The sequence below is a fragment of the Streptomyces sp. NPDC001941 genome, assembly GCF_040296945.1.
In the GTDB taxonomy this organism is placed as follows: domain Bacteria; phylum Actinomycetota; class Actinomycetes; order Streptomycetales; family Streptomycetaceae; genus Streptomyces.
The window spans coordinates 1-20,797 of record NZ_JBEOYE010000131.1; the positions used below are offsets into that span (position 1 = coordinate 1).

15 protein-coding genes are annotated in these 20,797 nt (G+C 73.7%); 7 read left to right on the forward strand and 8 right to left on the reverse strand.

Annotated elements, in window-relative coordinates; genetic code table 11:
- From ABT160_RS42685 to ABT160_RS42710, 6 genes are all read right to left on the reverse strand, one after another.
- A partial coding sequence (locus tag ABT160_RS42685; protein WP_351654531.1) for an aldo/keto reductase occupies positions 1 to 847 on the reverse strand: 847 nt, incomplete at its 3' end.
- Between the two features lie 163 nt (positions 848 to 1,010).
- Positions 1,011 to 1,751, reverse strand: a complete 741-nt coding sequence (locus ABT160_RS42690; RefSeq protein WP_351654532.1) for an ABC transporter ATP-binding protein — start codon at positions 1,749 to 1,751, stop codon at positions 1,011 to 1,013.
- Entirely contained in the window at positions 1,748 to 4,513 is a 2,766-nt protein-coding gene (locus tag ABT160_RS42695; RefSeq protein WP_351654534.1) for an ABC transporter permease subunit, read from the reverse strand. The genes ABT160_RS42690 and ABT160_RS42695 overlap by 4 nt, the downstream gene beginning before the upstream one ends.
- A gap of 9 nt (positions 4,514 to 4,522) precedes the next feature.
- Positions 4,523 to 5,788 carry an ABC transporter substrate-binding protein gene (locus ABT160_RS42700; protein ID WP_351654535.1) on the reverse strand — a complete coding sequence of 422 codons (1,266 nt, stop codon included), beginning with the start codon at positions 5,786 to 5,788 and terminating at the stop codon, positions 4,523 to 4,525.
- A gap of 151 nt (positions 5,789 to 5,939) precedes the next feature.
- Positions 5,940 to 7,739: an AMP-dependent synthetase/ligase gene (locus tag ABT160_RS42705; protein ID WP_351654555.1), complete on the reverse strand. Its 1,800-nt coding sequence runs from the start codon at positions 7,737 to 7,739 to the stop codon at positions 5,940 to 5,942.
- Positions 7,740 to 8,164: 425 nt separating this feature from the next.
- Positions 8,165 to 9,700, reverse strand: coding sequence for an MFS transporter (locus ABT160_RS42710; RefSeq protein ID WP_351654537.1), 1,536 nt, complete (start codon positions 9,698 to 9,700; stop codon positions 8,165 to 8,167).
- Between the two features lie 154 nt (positions 9,701 to 9,854).
- Here ABT160_RS42710 and ABT160_RS42715 point away from each other — a divergent pair, with 154 nt between their 5' ends.
- Together ABT160_RS42715 and ABT160_RS42720 are read left to right on the forward strand one after the other, a co-directional pair.
- Positions 9,855 to 10,838, forward strand: coding sequence for an AsnC family transcriptional regulator (locus ABT160_RS42715; protein ID WP_351654539.1), 984 nt, complete (start codon positions 9,855 to 9,857; stop codon positions 10,836 to 10,838).
- A 54-nt stretch (positions 10,839 to 10,892) separates the two neighbouring features.
- Entirely contained in the window at positions 10,893 to 14,459 is a 3,567-nt protein-coding gene (locus ABT160_RS42720) for an NACHT domain-containing protein (protein ID WP_351654541.1), read from the forward strand.
- A gap of 30 nt (positions 14,460 to 14,489) precedes the next feature.
- On the opposite strand, the gene ABT160_RS42725 is transcribed toward ABT160_RS42720, so the two are convergent.
- Positions 14,490 to 15,359, reverse strand: coding sequence for a LysR substrate-binding domain-containing protein (locus ABT160_RS42725; protein WP_351654543.1), 870 nt, complete (start codon positions 15,357 to 15,359; stop codon positions 14,490 to 14,492).
- Positions 15,360 to 15,451: 92 nt separating this feature from the next.
- Here ABT160_RS42725 and ABT160_RS42730 point away from each other — a divergent pair, with 92 nt between their 5' ends.
- From ABT160_RS42730 to ABT160_RS42740, 3 genes are all read left to right on the forward strand, one after another.
- Positions 15,452 to 16,459 (forward strand): bile acid:sodium symporter family protein, encoded by a 1,008-nt coding sequence (locus ABT160_RS42730; protein WP_351654545.1) that lies wholly within the window; start codon positions 15,452 to 15,454, stop codon positions 16,457 to 16,459.
- A 168-nt stretch (positions 16,460 to 16,627) separates the two neighbouring features.
- Entirely contained in the window at positions 16,628 to 17,146 is a 519-nt protein-coding gene (locus tag ABT160_RS42735) for an isochorismatase family protein (RefSeq protein WP_351654547.1), read from the forward strand.
- Complete coding sequence (locus ABT160_RS42740) at positions 17,143 to 17,529, forward strand: (2Fe-2S) ferredoxin domain-containing protein (protein ID WP_351654549.1); 387 nt, start codon at positions 17,143 to 17,145, stop codon at positions 17,527 to 17,529. Before ABT160_RS42735 ends, ABT160_RS42740 begins: the two co-directional genes overlap by 4 nt.
- Before the next feature lie 38 nt (positions 17,530 to 17,567).
- Here the strand turns inward: ABT160_RS42740 and fdhD are convergent, their stop codons facing one another.
- Positions 17,568 to 18,413: a formate dehydrogenase accessory sulfurtransferase FdhD gene (gene fdhD, locus ABT160_RS42745; protein WP_351654551.1), complete on the reverse strand. Its 846-nt coding sequence runs from the start codon at positions 18,411 to 18,413 to the stop codon at positions 17,568 to 17,570.
- Positions 18,414 to 18,767: 354 nt separating this feature from the next.
- Between fdhD and ABT160_RS42750 the strand changes: the two genes are divergently transcribed.
- Positions 18,768 to 19,709 carry a beta-ketoacyl-ACP synthase III gene (locus ABT160_RS42750; RefSeq protein WP_351654553.1) on the forward strand — a complete coding sequence of 314 codons (942 nt, stop codon included), beginning with the start codon at positions 18,768 to 18,770 and terminating at the stop codon, positions 19,707 to 19,709.
- Between the two features lie 381 nt (positions 19,710 to 20,090).
- On the forward strand, positions 20,091 to 20,618 hold the full coding sequence (locus tag ABT160_RS42755) for a hypothetical protein (protein WP_351654554.1): 528 nt from the start codon (positions 20,091 to 20,093) through the stop codon (positions 20,616 to 20,618).
- Positions 20,619 to 20,797 lie beyond the last annotated feature (179 nt).

Sequence of the window (20,797 nt, forward strand, 5' to 3'; positions counted from 1 at the left end):
CCTCCGGGTCCTCCGGGATGCCCGCCAGGGCCGCGTGGGCCTGCGCGGCGGCCGATGCCAGGGCCTCCGCGTGCCCGAGCCGCTCCGCCTCGGCGTCCAGCTCGAAGCCGAACACGTCGATGTTCTCCGCGATCCGCGACGGCGTCACGGACTTGGGGATCACCACGTTCCCCGTCTGGAGGTGCCAGCGCAGCACCACCTGGGCCGGGGTGCGGCCGTGCTTCTGGGCGACGGCGACGACCGTCGGGACCTCCAGGAGGCCACGGCCCTGGCCCAGCGGGGACCAGGCCTCGGTCGCGATGCCGTGCTCGGCGTGGAACGCGCGCAGCTCGCCCTGGGCCAGCTGCGGGTGCAGCTCGATCTGGTTGACCGCGGGCACGATCGAGGTCTCCTCCATCAGCCGCGTCAGGTGCGGCACCAGGAAGTTGGAGACGCCGATGGCCTTGGCACGGCCGTCCGCGTGGATCTTCTCGAAGGCCTTGTACGTGTCCACGTACGCGTCCTTCGACGGCAGCGGCCAGTGGATCAGGTACAGGTCGACGTGGTCGAGGCCCAGCTTGTCCAGCGAGGCGTCGAAGGCGCGCAGCGTCGAGTCGTACCCCTGCTCGCTGTTCCACAGCTTGGTGGTGACGAACAGCTCGTCGCGGGGCAGGCCCGACGCGGCGATGGCCTGGCCGGTGCCCTTCTCGTTCTCGTAGATCGCTGCGGTGTCGATGCTGCGGTAGCCGGCCTCCAGGGCCGTGCCCACCGCCTTCGCCGCCTCGTCGTCCGGCACCTGCCAGACGCCGAAGCCCAGCTGCGGCATCGCTACGCCGTTGTTGAGGGTGATGGAGGGGACCTTGCTCACGAGCGGTCGATTCCTTACGTCGTCGGGTGGTACTTCCCTGGTCAACGATCACGGGGACCGGGGCATTCCCGGCCGTCCCGAGAAAAATGCACCGTACACGTGAACGGTGCCGGCCGGGCGCGGCGGGCGCCCGGCCCCACGCTGCGGCCCAGGGGAGGACGGCTCACGCCTCCCTCGTACCCAGGTACGCGTCCCGCACCCGGGGGTCGGCGCGCACCTCGGCCGCCGTGCCCTCCGCCAGGACCGTGCCCAGGTCGAGCACCACGACCCGGGTGCACAGCTCCATGACGAAGGCCACGTCGTGCTCGACCAGCAGGACCGCGCAGCCCTTCTGGTGTGCCATGTGACCGATGACCGCTGCCATGTGACGCCGCTCCGTCGACGTCGTCCCGGACGCGGGCTCGTCCAGCAGCAGCACCCGGGGCGGGTCGGCGAGCGCCCTGGCCAGCTCCACCATGCGGGCCCGGCCCACCGGCAGCGCCCCCGCGTACTCCTCGGCCAGGTCGTCGAGGCCGCACTCGCGCAGCACCTCGGCGGCGCGCTCCCGGTGCGCGGGGGAGCGGCCCCGCCACTCCCGCGCGACGACCAGGTTGTCGGTCACCGTCAGCTGCCCGAACAGCTGCTGGCGCTGGAACGTGCGGCGCACCCCGTGCCGGGCCCGCCAGACCGGGGAGCGGCGCGTGATGTCGGCGCCGTCCAGGACCACGCGGCCCGCGTCGGGCCTGCGGATGCCCGAGAGCACGTCGAACAGGGTGGTCTTGCCCGCCCCGTTCGGCCCGATGAGCCCGCACACCTCGCCGGGCCGCACCCCCACCCCCACCCCGTGCAGGGCGCGCACCCCGCCGAAGCGCACGCCGACGCCCTCGGCCCGCAGCACGTAGTCGCCCCTCGCCTCGTCGCTCACGTCGTGCGCACCCCCATGCCCAGGTAGGCCTCGGCGAGGCGGTCGGCCTCGACCTCCGCGCGCGGCCCGCACCAGGAGACGCGGCCCCGCGCGAGGTACGCCACGGTGTCGGCGACGCCCAGCACCTCGGCCGCCTTCTCCTCCACCAGCAGCAGCGCGGTGCCGCGCCCGCGCAGCTCCACGAGCAGCCGGAACACCTCGTCCACCACGCGCGGCGCGAGGCCGAGCGACGGCTCGTCCGCCACGAGCACGGCGGGCGGGCGCCGCAGCAGCGGCGCGAGCGCCAGGAGCTGCTGCTCCCCGCCGGACAGCGACCCCGCGGTCACCGTGCGGCGGGCCGCCAGCGCCGGGAACCGCTCGTACACCGCCTCCGTACCGCCGGGCAGCTGCAGCGCCAGGTTCTCCTCGACGGTCAGGCCCGGGAAGACGCCCCGGCCCTCCGGCGCGAGCAGCACCCCGCCGCGGGCACGTCGCACCGCACCGTCACCGGTGACATCGCACCCGTCCAGGAGCACCCGGCCGCCCGTCGCGGCCAGCGCCCCCGCGGCGACCCGGCACAGGGTCGACTTCCCGGCCCCGTTGGGCCCGAGGAGCGCCACGATCCGTCCGGCCCGCACCTCCAGGTCGACCCCGTGCAGCACCTCCGCACCGCCGTACCCGGCGCGCACCGCGTGCAGCCGCAGGGCGGCGGGCGTCGTCGGCGTCGCATCCGGGGTGTCGACCGGCGCGGCGGCGCGTGGCGGGGCTGCCTGTGGCGGGGCCGGGGACACGCGCGCCCCGGTCTCCGGTGGCCCGGACTCCGCCTCCCCGTCCCGTACCCCCGCGTCCCGCTGCTCCCCGCGCCGTACCGCCCTCGCCGCCCTCCTGCGCGCCCACCGCGTCGGCACCGCCGCGCAGTAGCCGTCCGGGTCGTTGGCCAGGGCCAGGCCCGCCAGGCCGAACAGGATCACCGGGAGGTGCGCCGACGCGGTCACCCACTGCGCGAGCAGGTGCGGCACCAGCGCGTAGACCAGGCCCGCCACCACCGCGTACTGCGGCCTGCGCACCCCGGCGGCGACCACCACGGCCAGCCACACCAGGCCGGTCATCGCGGTGAAGTCGGTCGCCGTGATCCGGGTGCCGTAGGACGCGTACAGCACGCCGCCGAAGCCCGCGAGCCCCGCCGACAGCGTGAACACCAGCAGCTTCGTGCGCACCACCGAGACGCCCGAGGCGAGCGCCGCCGCCGGGGCCGAGCGCACCGCGAGCATCGCCCGCCCCCACGCCGAGCCGCGCAGCCGGGTCAGCAGCCACACCACCAGCGCGCACAGCACCACCAGCGCCACGCCCATCGCCCGGTCGTCGCCGAGGTCCACCGGTCCCACGACCGGGCGCGGGACCTCCCAGCCGGTGTCGCCGTTCCTCAACCAGCCGAACTGGAAGAGGACTTGGTCGGCAAGGAAGGCGAGCGCGAGCGTGGCGAGCGCCAGCGAGCGCCCGCCCAGGCGCAGCGCGGGCAGCGCGACCAGCGCGCCGAGCACGGCCGCCGCGCAGGTCCCGGCCACCGCCGCGAGCAGGAACGGCCAGCCGTGGCTCATCAGCAGCCCCGCCACCAGCGCCGCCCCGGTCACGAACGTCGCCTGGGCCAGCGACACCATCGCGCCCAGGCCGGTGACCACGGTGAACGACATGAACACCAGGGAGACGGCCAGGCCCTGGGCGAGGACGCCGCTCCAGAACGGCGTGGTGACCGTGTAGAACGCGGTGGCGAGCAGCACCCCGCCGAGCGCCCACGGCCCCCACCGCCGCCGCCACGACAGGCCCGCCAGGTGGTCGGGCGGCGGCGCGTCCGCGGCGGCCGTGCCCGCGGCGCGCCCGCGCCGGGCGAGCACCAGGAGCCCGGCGAACAGGATCAGGAACGGTACGGCGGTACGGAAGCCGGTCAGGCCGTCCGCGAACGAGGCGTACCCGGCGACCAGGTTCTGCAGCACGCCCAGCGCGAGGCCGCCCGCGAAGGCGAGCGGCACCGACACGAACCGTCCGAGCACGGCCGCGGTGGCGGAGACGAACAGGAACAGCGTGAAGTCGTGCGCGGACAGCCCGAGCAGCGGAGTGGCGAGCACGCCCGCGAGCCCGGCCAGGCCCGAGGAGATCATCCAGGCGAGCGAGGAGAGCCGGTCGGCGCTGATGCCGCGCAGCTCGACCAGCGAGCGGTCGTCCACGGCGGCGCGCAGCCGCAGCCCGGTCCGGGTGTGCCGCATCAGCAGCCACAGCAGCGCGGCGACCACGGCGGTGGCGACCCAGGTGATCAGCTGGTCGGAGTCGACGCCGACGCCGTCCAGCGGCTGCCAGGCGACGGCGGGGCTGGGGCCGACGCCGGGCAGCCCGAACTGGTTCTCGGCCGGCAGCACCGGCGCCCCGGCCTCCTGGAGCAGCTCCACCAGCCACAGGCCGAGCGCGGGCAGGGCCACCAACAGGCCGATGGTGGCCACGATCTGGGCCGTCTCGCCGACCCGGGCGAGCCGCCGGAACATCAGCCGGTCGAGCCCCCAGCCCAGGCCCGGTGCCACCACCAGGACGAGCAGCAGCGCGGTGGGCACGGCGGGCCAGCCGAAGCCGGAGTGCAGTTCGTAGAAGACCAGGGCGCACAGGTAGGCGGTGGCGCCGTGCGCGAAGTTGAAGAGCCCGGAGGCGGAGTACGACAGGACCAGGCCCGTCGCGAGCAGCGCGTACAGCGCGCCGGAGACCAGTCCGCTCAGTACGAAGCCGAGGAGGTCACCCACGGTCGCGCCCTACGCGAAGGGGATCGGCTCGTAGCAGGTGAACGGTACGGCGACCTCGTACCGCCCGTCCTTGAGCCGTACCAGCGCCCCGCAGCCGAAGCTCTCCTTCTGCCCCTTGGGCTCGGCCCGGTCGCCGACCAGGGTGCCGGTGTCGGAGAACGCGGCGGCGGCCTTCTGGAAGGACTCCACGGTCAGGTCCTTCCCGGCCTTGGCGGCGATGGAGAGGAAGAGGTCGGCGCTCATGTACCCGGTCATCATGTGCATGTTGAGCGGTACGTCCTTGCCGCCGGAGGCCTTCTTGATGTCCTCCTTGAACCGGCGCATCGCCGGGGTGTCCGCCTCGAACGGCTGGAACTGGAGCAGCACGAGCACCCCGTCGAGCGCCTGCCGGGTGGTGTCCTTGGTGAGCAGGCCCGGGTCGTAGTCGGTGGGGTCGGTGATCAGGCCCTTGTACCCGGCCCGCTTCAGGGACGTGAACAGGCCGATGTTGTAAGGCGTCTGCATCACGGAGACCACCACGTCGGGCGCCTTGCCGCCGTTCGCGCGCAGGATCTCCTTGGTGTACGCCGACCAGTCGTTCGGCAGCGCGGTGGCGGGAACGGACGCCTTGGCGTACGACACTTCGAAGCCCGCGGCGGCGAAGCCCTGCTTGAAGGTGCGGATGCCGAACTTGCCGGCGTCGCTGTCCCCGGCGATCAGCGCCACCGACTTGCCGCGGGCGCCGCCCAGGACCTTGGCCAGGCCCTCGGGCCAGGTCTGGTTGAGGGTGCCGCCGGGCATCGGGACCAGGCAGCCGTTGAAGCCGTAGATGTGCTTGGGGCCGCAGAAGGAGGGCAGGGTGCCCCAGCCGATGGTCGGCACCTGTTGGCGGTCCAGGAAGTCGGCGCCCGAGAAGGTGACCGAGCTCATCGGCGCGACGGCGAACACCTGGTCTCGCTGGACCAGTTGGCGGGCCGCGGCGAGGTTCTTGGCCGGGTCCTGGCCGTCGTCCTCGGCGCCCAGGTACTGGATCTTCCTGCCGTTGACACCGCCTTCGGCGTTGGCCCGGTCGTAGCGGGCGCGGGCGCCGAGGTCGGTGTCCTTCTTGGAGTAGCCGCTGGCGCTGGTCATGGAGACGATGCCGCCGACCTTCACCGTGTCGGCGGTGACGCCGCGGGCGGAGGAGCCGGTCTCCTTGCCCGAAGAGCCTTGGGTAGAGGCCGAGTTGCAGGCGGCGGTGGCGAGGAGTAGGGCCGCTGTCAGGGCGATGGTGCGGATCGGTCCTGGTCCGGGCACGGTGGGTCCCTCCGTCTGGGGTGCCCAGAATTCTGCGGTGGACCTGACGGGTCGTCAATAACTGACGCTGCATCAATTGATGGTCCGTCAGAGTCGGCCATCGCGTGACCTGGTTCATGAGCTGCTACTCGTACGCCGCTACTCTGCGCCGCTACTTGTACAGCGCGTCCACCTCGACCGCGTACGCCTGCTCGATCGCCTTCCGCTTCAGCTTCAGCGACGGGGTGAGCAGCCCGTGCTCCTCGCTGAAGGGGTGCGCCAGGATCCGGAACGTACGGATGGACTCCGCCTGGGACACCGCCGTGTTGGCCGCCACCACCGCGCGCCGCACCTCCGTCTCCAGGTCCGGGTCGCGCACCAGGTCCGACGGCGACGGAACGGGCCGCCCCTGGATCGACAGCCAGTGCTCGACCGCCTCCTGATCGAGCGTCACCAGCGCGGCCACGTAGGGCCGGTCGTTGCCCACCACGATGCACTGCGACACCAGCGGATGCGCCCGCACCCGCTCCTCCAGGGCCACCGGCGAGACGCTCTTGCCGCCGGAGGTCACCAGGATCTCCTTCTTCCGCCCGGTGATCGTCAGATAACCGTCGTCGTCGAGCTGTCCCAGGTCGCCGGTGGCCAGCCAGCCGTCGTGCAGCACGGCGTCCGTGGCCTTGGGGTCGTTGTGGTAGCCCGCGAAGACGTGGTCGCCCCTGACCCACACCTCGCCGTCCTCCGCGATGTGCACCGACGAGCCCGGCACCGGACGGCCCACCGTGCCGTACTTGACGCCGTCCGGCGGGTTCGCCGTGGTCGCCGCGGACGTCTCGGTCAGGCCGTACCCCTCGTACACCGTCACGCCCGCGCCCGCGAAGAAGAGTCCGAGGCGGCGCTCCATGCCCGAGCCGCCCGACATCGCGTGCCGCACCCGGCCGCCCATCGCCTCGCGCACCTTGCCGTACACCAGCTTCTCGAAGACCTGGTGCTGCATGCGCAGGGCGGCCGAGGGCCCGGGGCCGAGCCCGAACGCCTTGTGCTCCAGCGCCTCCGCGTACCGCACGGCCGCGTCGACCGCCTTCTCGAACGGCCCGAGCCGGCCGTCCGCCTCCGCCCGCCGGCGCGCCGCGTGGAAGATCTTCTCGAAGATGTACGGCACGGCCAGCACGAACGTCGGACGGAACGCGGCCAGGTCCGGCAGCAGCGCGCTCGCCCGCAGCACCGGCTGGTGGCCGATCTTCACCCGGCCGCGGATCGCCGCGATCTCCACCATCCGCCCGAAGACGTGGGCCAGCGGCAGGAACAGCAGCGTGGACGCCTCGTCGCCGGGCCGCGAGTGGAAGACCGGCTCCCAGCGGCCCAGCATGGTGTCCGTCTCGAACATCAGGTTGGCGTGCGTGATCACGCACCCCTTGGGGCGGCCGGTGGTGCCCGAGGTGTAGATGAGGGTCGCCACCGAGTCGGGCGTCACCGCGCGCCGGTGCCGGTGCACCAGGTCGTCCTCCAAGTGCACCCCGGCCGCGGTCAGTTCGTCCACCGCACCGGCGTCCAGCTGCCACAGCCGCTTCAGCATCGGCAGCCGGTCGATCACCGAGCCGATGGTCATCGCGTGGTCCTCGTGCTCGACCACGCACGCGGACACCTCCGCGTCGTGCAGCATCCAGAAGACCTGCTCGGCCGAGGACGTCGGGTAGACCGGCACCGACTGGGCGCCCACGCTCCACAGGGCGAAGTCGAAGAGCGTCCACTCGTACCGGGTCGGCGCCATGATCGCGACCCGGTCGCCGAACCGCACGCCCTGCGCGAGCAGGCCCTTGGCCAGCGCGAGCACCTCGTCGCGGAACTGCCCCGAGGTCACGTCCCGCCAGCGGCCGTGCTCGTCCTTGCGACCGAGCGCGACCCGGTCCGGGTCGTCCTGGGCGTGCTCGTACACGGCGTCGGCGAGCCCGCCGACCAGCGGAGCCGCCGCCATGGGTGGGACAGAGAACTCGCGCAATGGCCTGCTCCTCGTGGCGCTCCGCACAGCGCCGGTGACGGTACCCCACGCCGGGGGCCCGCGGGAGGGCCTTCATGAAGTCTGGACATTTGGCGTCTGCACTGGTCAGAGCCCGGTAACCGGTGAGTAGCAGGTGGGCGGGGCCAGTTGCTGACTCCAGCGTCAGCAGACCGGCCCGCCATCTCCACCGAATCCCTACGGTCCGGGCACGCCCGACGGCCACCGACACGGTCCGGGCACGCCCACCGGGCCACGGGCTGGTGCGCGGGCGTGCACCGGGCCACCGGCCGGTGCGGGCACGCCCACCCGGCCACCGACTGGTGCGGGGGCGCGCACCGGTGCCATGTCACATGGCGACCCTCACACGTGACATGGCACCGTTCACACACCGCCGCGCAGGCTCACGCCCCGCTCACGCCCGACGGCGCCGGCACCTCGTCCGCCACCCGGCCGGGCACCTGCCGCGCCCCGCCGTCCCGCGCCGCCTCCCCACCGGCCGGCCCGGGCTCCGGCGTCCGCACCCAGGCGAGCACCGCGAGCCCCGCCAGCACGCCCACCGCGCCCGCGACCCACGCCGCCGCGTTGAGCCCCGACGCGAAGGCCGTACGCAGCGCCTCCTGGGAGAACGCCCCGCGCAGCGCCCCCGCCGCACCGCCGGCCAGCGCGTGCGCCGCGTCCTTGTCATGGAGCGAGCCGCCGATCGCGCTCGTCGCCACGGTGCCGAACACCGCCACGCCCAGCGCGTACCCCAGCTGCCGCGCCGTGTTGACCGCACCGCCCGCCATCCCCGCGTCCCGCGGCGGCACCGAGGCCAGCGCCGCGCCCGCGAGCCCGGGGGAGACCAGGCCCACCCCGAGCCCGGCCACCACCAGACCCGGCAGCAGCGCCGTCCACGACGAGGCCGCGCCCAGCACGCCCTGCGCCAGGGTGCCCGCGCCGATCAGGACCATGCCGCCGCCCACCACGAACCGGGCCGGCGCCCCGTGCAGCAGGCGTCCGGCGAGCGCGGCGATCACGAACGACGTACCGGCCAGCGGCAGCAGCGCGAGACCCGCCCGCACCGGGCTCATGCCCAGCAGCGTCTGCAGCCAGATCGAGGTGTACGGCAGGACGGCGAAGGCCGCCGCGTTGAAGGCGCAGGCCGCGACGAGGACCGTGACGAACGACCGGCCGCGCAGCAGCCGAAGGTCGATCAGGGGCGCCGCGACCCGCCGCTCGACCAGCACGAACACCACCAGCGCGGCCAGCGCCAGGGCGAACGTGGCCAGCGTGCGCGCCGAGGCCCAGCCCTGCTCGCCCGCCCGCACCACCCCGTAGGTGGCGGCCCCCGCGGCCAGCGCGAACGCCACCGTGCCGGCCCAGTCGACCCGCCCGCCCCGGCGCGGCCCGTCCGGCCGCACCGCACGCAGGGTCAGCGCCATGGCCACCGCCGCCACCGGCAGGTTGACGAAGAAGATCCACCGCCAGCCGAACGACTGCGTCAGCACCCCGCCGAGCACCGGCCCCAGCGCCGCGGCCGCGCCGCTGACCGCGCCCCACACACCGAGCGCCACCGAGCGCCGCCGCCCCTGGTAGGCCGCCCCGAGCAGCGAGAGCGTCGTGGCGAACATGGCGGCGGCCCCCAGGCCCTGCACCGCACGCGCCGCCACCAGCGCACCCGTGCTCGACGCGAGCCCGCACGCCAGCGACGCCAGCGCGAACAGCCCCGTACCGGCCAGGTAGGCGCGCCGCCGCCCCAGCTGGTCGGCGGCGGCCCCCGCACCGAGCAGCAGCGCGGCCAGCACCAGCGCGTACACGTCGATGACCCACTGCAGCCCGGAGAAGGTCGAGCCGAGCGAGGCGGCCATGTCGGGCAGCGCCACGATGACGATGGTCACGTCCAGCAGCAGCATGAAAGTCCCCAGGCTGACCGCGGCCAGCGGTCCCCACGTACGCATGATGGTTCTCCCGTTGATCCCGTTGATCCCGTTGATCCGGTGATGAAGTGTTGAGAAGGTCGTGATTCCTTCCGTACGATCACCCCGGTCACCCGATCGACCACCACCAGACCCCTCCCCGCGGCGGTATCCGACTCCACACTCGGGAGCACGCGTGAAAACCGACACCGCGCGACCGGCGGCCCTCGACGCGCTCGACCTGCGCCTGCTGCACGCCCTCGACGTCGCGGGACGCGCCCCGTTCGCCCGGATCGCCGAGGTCCTCGGCGTCTCCGACCAGACCGTGGCCCGCCGCTACCGCAGGCTGCGCGCCGAGGCCGGGCTGCGCGTCGTCGGGGTGCGCGACACCATGGGCCTGGGCGAGGACTCCTGGATGCTGCGGCTGCGCTGCACCCCGGACGCGGCCGAGGCGCTGGCCCGCGCGCTGGCCCGGCGCCCCGGCACCGCGTGGATCGCCATCGCCTCCGGCGGCACCGAGGTGATCGGCATGACCGTCCCGCGCACCGAGGGCGAGCGCGACGAGCTGCTCCTCGGCCGGCTGCCCCGTACCCCGAGCATCACCGGGATCCGCGCCCACCAGCTGCTGCACCGCTTCTTCGGCGGCCCCGGCGGCTGGCTCGCCAAGCGCCAGGCCCTCACCCCGGACGAGATCGCCGCGCTCGCCACCCCGCCGGGACCGCCCGGGCCGCCGGTGTCACCGGACGACGCCCCGCTGCTCGACGCGCTCGCCGCCGACGGCCGCGCCACGGTCGAGGAGCTGCGCCGCGCCACCGGCCGCCCCGAGTCCACCGTCCGCCGCCGCCTGGAGCAGCTCCAGTCCTCCGGGGCGCTGTTCATCGACGTGCAACTGGACACCCACGCCCTGGGCTACACCACCCGCGCCCTGCTCTGGATCACCGCGTCCCCGGCCGCCCTCGACCGGGTGGGCCGTGCCCTCGCCACCCACCCGGAGGTCGCCTTCGCGGCGGCCACGGCGGGCGCGTCCAACCTGGTCGCGGTAATCGTCTGCGAGAACGTGTCGGCGATCTACCCGTACCTGAGCGAACGCGTCGGGACCCTCGAAGGCGTCGAACACATCGACTGCACACCGGTGTTGCGCACCGTGAAGCAACTGACGTACGAGGAGGCGCGTCGATAAGGTCGACGGTGACTCCGGCCACGGGCCGGGGCCGGCGGGAGCAGGGGGGCGGCTGTGGAGATCATCGGTGCGGCGGCGGGCGCGCTGGGCAAGATCGTGGCGAAACCGGCCGCGGACGCGGCACTGCGCAAGGAGCTGGTCGTCAGGACCCTCAAGGCGGTCCGCCTCGACCCCAAGTACCCCCCGAGGGACTTCGACAGCATCTACGCCTACACGCTGATCGAGTACTGCGCGGACCGCCCCGCCCCCGTCCTCGCGTTCTTCCGCGACCGCTACGTCCTGGAGGCCTTCCGCACGTCCTTCGGCACGGGGGACGGGAAGCGGCTGCGCGACGAGGTGGCGACCGCCGTCCAACGCAACGCGGAGACAGGCGAGTTCGGTCACCTCGGGCACGGCTTCGACGAGCACGTGGAGGCGTTCACCACCGCGTTCCAACGCGTCGTCGACCGCAGCAGGGAGCCGCACGAGATACGTGCCGAGCAGAAGATCGACGCGCTCCTCGCGCTCGTGGCCGAGACCCGCGTCGAGGAGGAGCGCCACCGCACGGCGACCGAACCCGAACGCACCGGCGCCAGCCCCGCCGCACGATTGATGGCGGACGTGCGGGAGTGGTTCGACGCCGTCGGCTACCTCGTCCGGGAGACCTGGGAGACCGCCGACGGATCGGTGGCCCTGCTCGTCGACGTACCGCAGCGGCGCGGCCGTTACGACACCGACGTCATGCTCTGCGTGGACGGCGAACTCGGCCCGCACCACCTGCGGACGCTCGCCGCGGCCGTCGCCGAGCGGGAGGCGGCGGAGGGGTGGGGGATCGCACGGCTCGCGGTGGCGGAGGCGGCCCGGCGGCGCGCCGAGTCCGACGAAGAGCTCTTCTGCTACACCTTCGACGAACTCATCGAGCTGGAGGCCGACTTCGAGTCGTACATCGGCTGGGTGGAGGCGGAGGTCGCCCGCCGTGAACTGGACGAGCGGTACGTCCCGCTGTCCTGCCGCAAGGAGGAGGTCGACCCGGCCACCGGGGAGACCCTCGACACCAGCGTCTACGACTGGCGCGACGGCGGTCTGGACCGCTACGTCGAGGGCTGGCTGCGCGAGCCGGACCGCAAACACCTCTCCCTGCTCGGCGAGTTCGGCATGGGCAAGTCGTGGTTCGGGCTGCACCTGGCGGGCGAGATGGCGCGCGGCTGGCGCGACGCCAAGCGGCGCGGGCTGCCCCGCCCCCGGGTGCCGCTGGTGATCCCGCTGCGCGACTACGCCAAGCAGACGTCGGTGGAGGCGCTCCTCTCGGACTTCTTCTTCCACAAGCACCGCATCGCACTGCGCAGTTACGACGTCTTCCGGGTGCTCAACCGCATGGGACGGCTCCTGCTGGTCTTCGACGGCTTCGACGAGATGGCCGCCCGCGCGGACCGCAACACCATGGTCGCCAACTTCTGGGAGCTGGCGAACGCGGTGGAGCCCGGCGCGAAGGTCCTGCTGAGCAGCCGCACGGAGCACTTCCCGCACGCGGCGGAGGCCAGGGACGTGCTCAACGCCCGTGTCTCCGACTCGCCTTCGTCCGTGCTGCGGCAGGGGCCGAGCTTCGACATCGTCGAACTCCTGCCCTTCGACGACGACCAGATCCGCGGCATGCTCGGCCACCTGATGTCCCCGGACAAGGCCGAGTCGCTGATGGCGTACGACGACGTGCGCGACCTGATGCGGCGCCCCGTCATGTCCGAGCTCGTCCTGGACGCCCTTCCCGAGATCGAGCGCGGCGCGCCGATCGACCTGGCGCGGATCTACCTGTACGCCATCCGGCGGAAGATGGACCGCGACATCGAGCACGAGCGCACGTTCACCTCGCGCGCCGACAAGCTGTACTTCCTGTGCGAGCTGGCCTGGGAGATGCTCTCCAGCAATCGGCTCACGCTCAACTACCGTGACTTCCCAGAGCAGTTGCGCCGCTGCTTCGGGCCGCTGGTGGCCAGTCAGAAGGACCTGGACTACTGGGCGTACGACATGCGCAACCAGAGCATGCTGGTGCGCGACGCGGAGGGCGACTACGGGCCCGCGCACAAGTCGCTCCTGGAGTTCCTGGTGGCCTACAAGCTGGCGGCGGAGCTGGGGGTGCTGGCGGGGGACTTCCTGTCGCTGCTGCCCGTGGAACCGGGCCCGGACGCCGGGGAGCGGACCTGGTCGGGGTACTTCGGGGGACGGGGGCCGGGGGGTGAGCTGCCGAGTCTCGGCCGGTTCAGGACGGAGCCGCTCGGCGGGCTGGCCGCGTCGTTCGGGTCCTTGGAGACGCTGGAGCCCGTCGTGGTCTCGTTCCTGAGGGAGATGGCGTCGGAGGACCTGGAAGCGAGCCGGGGTGTCCTGCTGGAGGTCATCGCGTCGACCGCGAGCGGGGAGACCGACCCGGGCGCCGTCGGGGGATACAGCGCCAACCTGCTCGCCGCACTGGGGGAGGACTTCGACGGGGTGGACCTGAGGGGCACCGACCTGTCGGGGTTCGAACCGTCGCTGTACACCGTGAACGCCTCCATGAAGGGCGCCGACCTGAGGGGGGCCCAGCTGACGGACGCGGACCTGGCCTGGGTCGACCTGACGTCGGCGGACCTGCGGGGCGCCACCCTGAGCGGGGTCTCCGTGTTGTCGAGTCACCGGTCCGTCACGCAACTCGTGGCACATCCCGGCGGGGCGATCACGGCGGTCGCGGGTGGCGAGGCCTTCCACTGGCCCGACGGCGACCTGGCCGGGGCCCCGCGGATCCGGGACCTGCCGGGGATCCTGGAGCACGACGGCAGTCTCCTCACCTGGGGCGAGAACGACTGGGCCTACGCCCACGCGCGCGCGGGGGAGGCCGTCGCCTCGCGCGACGGCGAGCGGCTCATGGAACTGCCGCCGTACACGATCGCCCAGGTGATCTGGGGCGGGCGGGCCGGAGCGCTGGTCCACCACAGGACGTACCGGACGGCCCGCGTCGTCGATCCAGTGAGCGGCGAGCAGCTGGTGGAGCTGACCGTCCACGACCCGGCGGAGGTCGCGGGGTTCGGCCCCCACCAGGACGGCGTGTCGGCGTGGTCGATCGGAGCGGGGCATCTGGCGCTCCACCGGTTCACTCCGGAGCACCCCGGGGGCGAGCTGATCGAGCGGGTGTTCCTCGGTACGGGGCGTCTGGATGTCAGAGGAGACGCCGCCACGGTGTGGACGTTCACGCACGACGGGGACCTGGTGCTCGTGGACCTGTCACGCGGACGGGTCAGGCGGTTGAGTCAGCAGGAGTGGGGCGGGCCTTTTCCGTCGCTGACCGCCACGTTGGATCCGCCGGGTGGCAACCTCTATCTGGGCCGTCCTGACAAGCTGTCGCTCTTCCGCCCCGGACCCCCCGGATTCGAGGGTGACGCCCTCACGCACGCCGTCGCCCTGGACGTGAGCGTGCTCCGTTTCGACCCGGTCAGGAACGCGGTGATCACCGGCTCGGCCTCCGGGGAGATCATGGTGCGCGACCCGCTCTCCGGCGAGATCCTGGCCGCGACCTCCGTCAACCCCCACCTGCGCGGCGCCCGTTTCAGCAGCGCCTGCGGGCTCGCCCCCGCCGTCCTGGACTCGATCCGCCGCGCCGGGGGCATCGTCGACTGACGCGCCCGCCCCGGACGCCGTCCCGCCCCGTCACTCCCGCATTCCCCGCACCCGGTCGCCCGCCTCCAGGATCGCGCGCTCCAGGGCCCTCGCCGCCTGCGGGACCTCCCGGGGCGGGTGGCCGTGGAGGAGGACGAACTCGACCGCGCCCAGCTCCGGCAGGCCCGCGCGGGGCGGGAGCGGGGTGAGGTCAGGGGGGATCAGGCCGCGGGTGTGGGGCAGGACGCCCAGGCCCGCGCGGGCCGCCGCGATGTTCGCCGTCAGGCTCGTGCTCGTACAGGCGATCCGCCAGGCGCGGCCCTGGGCCTCCAGGGCCGCCAAGGCGCGGAGGCGGGTGATGCCCGGCGGCGGGTACACGATCAGCGGCACCGGGCGGTCCGGGTCGACCCGCAGGCCCGGGGCGCCGATCCAGCACAGGGTGTCGCGCCACACCAGCGAGCCGGGCGCGTCCGCCGTGCGGCGCTTGGCCAGGACCAGGTCGAGGCGGCCCGCGCGCAGCAGCTCGTGCAGCGAGCCGGACAGGTCCACCGTCAGCTCCAGGTCCACTTCCGGGTGCGCCTCGCGGAAGGCGGTCAGGATCTCCGGCGCCCGGGTCATCACGAAGTCCTCGCACACCCCGAACCGCAGCCGCCCCCGCAGCCGGGTCCCCGTGAAGAACGCCGCCGCCCGCTCGTGCGCCGCCAGGATCGTCCCGGCGAAGCCCAGCATCGCCTCACCGTCCTCGGTCAGGTCCACCCCGTGGGTGTCCCGCGCGAACAGCGGCCGGCCCGTCGCCTCCTCCAGGCGCCGCACGTGCTGGCTGACCGTGGACTGGCGCAGCCCGAGGCGCTCGGCGGCCCGGGTGAAGCTCAGCGTCTGGGCGACCGCGAGGAAGGTCCGCAGGTGCGTCGGGTCGTACATGGTCCCAGCCTAGTCCGTCATCGCGATCCGTGATGACAGTCAGAGCGGTGTGCGGGATTCCCGATCACCCGTGTCCGGGGGATCATGAAGGCATGCCCCGCACCAAGCCGAAGCTGCCGATCGACCCCTACGTCCTGGCGCTGCTCGGCACCGTCGGCCTCGCCGCCCTGCTGCCCGCCTCCGGGACCGCCGCCCAGGTCGCCTCCGGCGCCTCGACCGGCGCGGTCGCCCTGCTGTTCTTCCTGTACGGCGCGCGCCTGTCCACCCGCGAGGCCCTCGACGGCGTACGCCACTGGCGGCTCCACCTCACCGTCCTGGTCTGTACGTTCGTCCTCTTCCCGCTCCTCGGCCTGGCCGCCCGCGGTCTCGTCCCCCTGGTGCTCACCCCGCAGCTCTTCGACGGGCTGCTCTTCCTCTGCCTGGTGCCCTCCACCATCCAGTCCTCGATCGCCTTCACGTCCATCGCCCGCGGCAACGTCCCGGCCGCCATCTGCGCCGGGTCCTTCTCCAGCCTCGCCGGGATCCTGCTCACCCCGCTGCTCGCCGGGCTGCTGCTCGGCGGCGACGCGGGCGGCTTCTCCGCCGACTCGCTGGTGAAGATCGTGCTCCAGCTCCTGGTGCCCTTCCTGGCCGGACAGGCGCTGCGCCGCTGGGTCGCGCCGCTGCTGACCCGCTACAAGAAGGTCCTCGGCTACGTCGACCGCGGCTCGATCCTGCTCATCGTCTACACCGCCTTCAGCGAGGGCATGGTCGAGGGCGTCTGGCACCAGGTGTCGCCGGCCCGGCTCGTGGCGCTGTTCGGCGTCGAGGCGGTGCTGCTCGCCGTGATGCTGGCGCTCACCTGGTACGGGTCGAAGCGGCTCGGGTTCGTCCGCGAGGACCGCATCGCCATCCAGTTCGCCGGGTCGAAGAAGAGCCTGGCCGCCGGACTGCCCATGGCCAGCGTGCTGTTCGGGCCGCAGGCCGCCCTCGCGGTGCTGCCGCTGATGCTCTTCCACCAGATGCAGCTGATGGTGTGCGCCGTCATCGCCAGGCGCCGCTCCCACGACCCGGAGCCGGCCGCGCGGGCGGACGCCGGGGCCGTCGCGGCGCGCGGCTGAAGCGGTGGGAAGCCTTCCGCCGCCCGTACGACACCGCGCGTGAACTCCGTACGACACCGAGAGTGATCTCCGTACAACACCGCTCGTGAGCAAGGAAGTTGGGCCTCCGGTGGCGTGAACTCACCCCCGGTGCGCGACGAAGATCATCGGCATGGGTAGCGTGACACCATGCCCGCACTCGACGCCCGCAGCACCGCACTCGTCCTCGTGGACCTGATGGAGCGCATCGTCGCGCTCCCCCTCGCCCCCCGCTCCGGCGAGGAGGTGCTCGCCGCGAGCTCCGCGCTCGCGGAGACGTTCCGCGCGGCGGGCGCCCCCGTCGTCCTCGTCCGGGTCGAGCGCCCCGGCGTCGAGCACCAGCCGCCCGGCAGCGGCCTGGTGCCCGGCCTCGCCCGCGACGGCGACCTCATCGTCGTCAAGCGCACCCTGGGCGCCTTCCACCGCACCGCGCTCCACGACCAGCTGGTCGAACGGGGCGTGCGCACCCTGGTGTTCGGCGGCATCGCGACCAACCTCGGCGTGGAGTCCACCGCCCGCGCCGCCGACGACCTCGGCTACGACCTGGTGTTCGCCGAGGACGCCCTCGCCGGGCTGACCGCCGACGAGCACCGCGCCGCCTGCGAGCTGGACTTCCCCCGCCTGGGCACCGTCACCACGTCCGCCGAGATCTCCCTGGTCGACGCGTGACCGCCCGCCCCTGGGCCCGCGGCTCCGCGCGCCCCTGCTCGCTGGTGGTGTGCCGGGGCTGCTGCTGCGGCGACGCGGCCAAGCACCCGGGCACCGACCACACGGGCCAGCTGGCCCGGCTCCGCGAGGCGGCGGCGGCCTCGGGCGGCCGCCTCGCCGTCCGTACGAGCGACTGCCTCGGCCCGTGCGGCCAGGCCAACGTCGTCGTGGTCCAGCCCTCCGCCGAGGCCCGCCGCAGGGGAGCCAGGGCCGCCTGGATCGGCTGGACCCTGGACGACGACGCGCTCGACGACATACTGGCCTGGGCCGACGCGGGCGGTCCCGGCGTCGCCGAGCCCCCGGCCACGCTCCGGCTGCAGATGATCGACCCGCCGAAGAACTGACGCCGCCCGCGCCGGGGGCCCGCCCCCGGCGCCCGGGCTCACCGTCCCGGCACCGCGTCCAGGTCGATCCGGTGCTCGCCCGCGTACACGTTCATGTCCCGCCCCCGCAGGAACCCCACCAGGGTCAGCCCTGTCTCGGCCGCGAGGTCCACGGCCAGCGACGACGGCGCCGACACCGCCGCCAGGACCGGGATCCCCGCCATCACGGCCTTCTGCGCCAGCTCGAACGACGCCCGCCCCGACACCAGCAGCACGGCACGGTCCAGCGGCAGCAGGTCCTCCCGCAGGGCCCGCCCGACCAGCTTGTCCACCGCGTTGTGCCGGCCCACGTCCTCGCGTATGTCCAGGAGTTCGCCCTCCGGCGAGAACAGCGCCGCCGCGTGCAGCCCGCCGGTGCGGTCGAACACCCGCTGTCCGGCCCGCAGCCGGTCCGGCATGTCCGCGAGCAGCGCGGGCGTCACCCGCACCGGGGCCGTGCCGGACAGCGGGAAGCGGGCCGTGGTGCGCACCGCGTCCAGGCTGGCCTTGCCGCAGAGCCCGCAGGAGGACGTGGTGTACACGTTGCGCTCCAGGGAGATGTCGGGCACCTCGACGCCCGGCGCGAGCCGTACGTCGACCACGTTGTAGGTGTTCGTCCCGTCGTCCTTGGCCCCGGCGCAGTACACGATGCTCGTCACGTCCGAGGCCGAGGCCAGCACCCCCTCGCTGACCAGGAACCCGGCCGCGAGGGCGAAGTCGTCGCCCGGCGTGCGCATGGTGATCGCCAGTGGCTTGCCGTTCAGCCGGATCTCCAGCGGCTCCTCGGCGACCAGGGTGTCCGGGCGGGTGGACACGGCGCCGCCCCTGATCCGGATCGTGCGTCGGCGTTCGGTGACGCGTCCCATGTCACATCATCCCGGTTCTGTGTGCTGTCCTGTGTTCTGTCTGTTCCGTCTGGTTCGTCATCAACTGCCCGTACCGCACCCGTATCGCACCGGTGCGGTATCTGTCCGTACCGCACCCGAAACGCAGCGGTGTCGTATCTGTCCGTACCGCACCCGTACCGCACCAGTGCCGCATCTGTTCGTACCGCTGCCATTGTCCGGTACGGCTGTTCGGGCCCCGACCGCGCGGGGCGGGTGATGTTGCGGACTCTCCAAGAGGCCGGGGCGAATCCTGTGGGATCTCGCGACGGGTTACCCGTCAGTCGCTGACCACACTGGAGTGCTCCTGACCTCGACAGCAAGGGGGCCGCCGGCATGCCGGGAACTCGCATCACCGCGCTCGGGCACTACCAGCCCGCCAAGGTGCTCACCAACGAAGACCTGGCGGCCCTGGTCGACACCAGCGACGAGTGGATCCGCAGCCGCGTCGGCATCCACACCCGCCACGTCGCAGGACCCGACGAGCCGGTCGACGAGCTCGCCGCGCACGCCGCGGGCAAGGCCCTGGCCGCCGCCGGGCTCACCCCCGCCGACATCGACCTGGTCATCGTCGCCACCTCCACCAGCGTCGACCGCTCGCCGAACACCGCGGCCCGCGTCGCCGCCCGGCTCGGCATGGAAGCGCCCGCCGTCCTGGACCTCAACGTCGTCTGCGCGGGCTTCACGCACGCGCTCGCCACCGCCGACCACACCATCCGCGCCGGTGCCGCCACCCGCGCCCTGGTCATCGGCGCCGACAAGATGACCGAGGTGACCGACTGGAGCGACCGCACCACCTGCGTCCTGGTCGGCGACGGCGCGGGCGCCGTCGTGGTCGAGGCCACCGACGACGAGCCCGGCATCGGCCCCGTCCTGTGGGGCTCGGTGCCCTCGATGGGCCACGCGGTACGCATCGAGGGCAGCCCGCCCCGCTTCGCCCAGGAGGGCCAGAGCGTCTACCGCTGGGCCACCACCCAGCTGCCGCCCATCGCCCGCGCCGTCTGCGCCAAGGCCGGGGTCACGCCCGAGGAGCTGGACGCGGTCGTCCTGCACCAGGCCAACCTGCGCATCATCGAGCCGGTCGCCCAGAAGATCGGCGCGGTCAACGCGGTGGTCGCCCGGGACGTCGTCGAGTCCGGCAACACCTCCGCCGCCTCGGTGCCGATGGCGCTGTCCAAGCTCCTCGCGCGCGGCGAGGTGGCCTCGGGGGACCGGGCGCTGCTCTTCGCCTTCGGCGGCAACCTGTCGTACGCCGGCCAGGTCGTCCGGGTGCCCTGACGCACCCCGCGCCGCCGAGGGCGCCGCCCGGGACCCGTACGCCCCCGCCCGTACGCCGTCCCGCGCGGCGCCCTCACGCGTACGCGCCCCGTCCACGCCCCGCCGCCCGGGTGAATCGCGCACCCACACGGAGCACATCCACGGCCCCCGGCGCGCGCCCGGGCCGCGGGGCGTGGCGGACGGGCCGTCAGGGGGTGGCAGGACGGGCCGTCAGAAGGCGACGGGCGTGCGGGCGTCGGCGGCGCGGCGGGCCGTGGTCCGTTCGGATCACCCGAGTGGCAGCGCCCCCGCGGTGTGCCTAGCTTCGGCCGTGTCGAGGAGCACGACCTGCCCCAAGCGGAAGAAGTCCGCGAACTGCCCTCGCGGAACTGGAGGACCTCCATGCGCGCGATATCCGCGTCCGCCGCCCTGCTCGCCGCCACCACCGCCGCCGTGGCCCTCGGCGCCCCCGCGGCCCTCGCCGCCCCCACCGGGGAGCGCGACGTCACCTCGTTCGGCTTCTCCGTGACCCCCTCGACCATCGCCCCCGGCGGCACCGTCACGCTCGCCAGCAACGGCTGCGAGGTCCCCTCGGTCAACGTCTCCTCCGGAGTCTTCGACACCGTCACCCTCAACGAGGGCCACTCCGCCACCGCCAAGGTCGACTGGGACGCCAAGCGCGGCGCCCAGTACCAGGTCACGTTCGACTGCAAGGGCGAGAAGGGCACCACCACCCTCACCATCGCCGGCGGCTCGGGCCACGACGACCGCTGGGACCACAACGACCACCGCAGGGGCGTCAAGGCCGGCCTCGGCGGCGCCAACGGCGGCCTGGGCACCACCGAGGTCCTGGTCGGCTCCGCCCTCATCGCCGGCGCCCTGGGCGTCGTCGTCGTGCGCACCCGCCGGCGCGCCGACGGCCGGGGCTGAGGCACGGGCACCCGGATGGCCCGGGAGTCCCGGCGCGGCGGCTGGGGTCCGGTGGCCGTCGCGCTCCTCATCGGCTTCGGCCTGGTGCGCGGCGGCCTGGACGGCGGGGCCGGCGCCCCGCCCCAGCCCGCCGCGGCCGGGGCCGGGGGGGGGCGGCCGCCCGCCCCGGCCCGCCCGGG

Excerpts from the sequence above, each read along its gene's own strand:
- fdhD (WP_351654551.1), bottom strand. The coding sequence starts at position 18,413 with ATGGGACGCGTCACCGAACGCCGACGCACGATCCGGATCAGGGGCGGC.
- ABT160_RS42750 (WP_351654553.1), top strand. The coding sequence starts at position 18,768 with ATGCCGGGAACTCGCATCACCGCGCTCGGGCACTACCAGCCCGCCAAG.
- ABT160_RS42755 (WP_351654554.1), top strand. The coding sequence starts at position 20,091 with ATGCGCGCGATATCCGCGTCCGCCGCCCTGCTCGCCGCCACCACCGCC.
- ABT160_RS42735 (WP_351654547.1), top strand. The coding sequence starts at position 16,628 with ATGCCCGCACTCGACGCCCGCAGCACCGCACTCGTCCTCGTGGACCTG.
- ABT160_RS42730 (WP_351654545.1), top strand. The coding sequence starts at position 15,452 with ATGCCCCGCACCAAGCCGAAGCTGCCGATCGACCCCTACGTCCTGGCG.
- ABT160_RS42725 (WP_351654543.1), bottom strand. The coding sequence starts at position 15,359 with ATGTACGACCCGACGCACCTGCGGACCTTCCTCGCGGTCGCCCAGACG.
- ABT160_RS42705 (WP_351654555.1), bottom strand. The coding sequence starts at position 7,739 with ATGGCGGCGGCTCCGCTGGTCGGCGGGCTCGCCGACGCCGTGTACGAG.
- ABT160_RS42710 (WP_351654537.1), bottom strand. The coding sequence starts at position 9,700 with ATGCGTACGTGGGGACCGCTGGCCGCGGTCAGCCTGGGGACTTTCATG.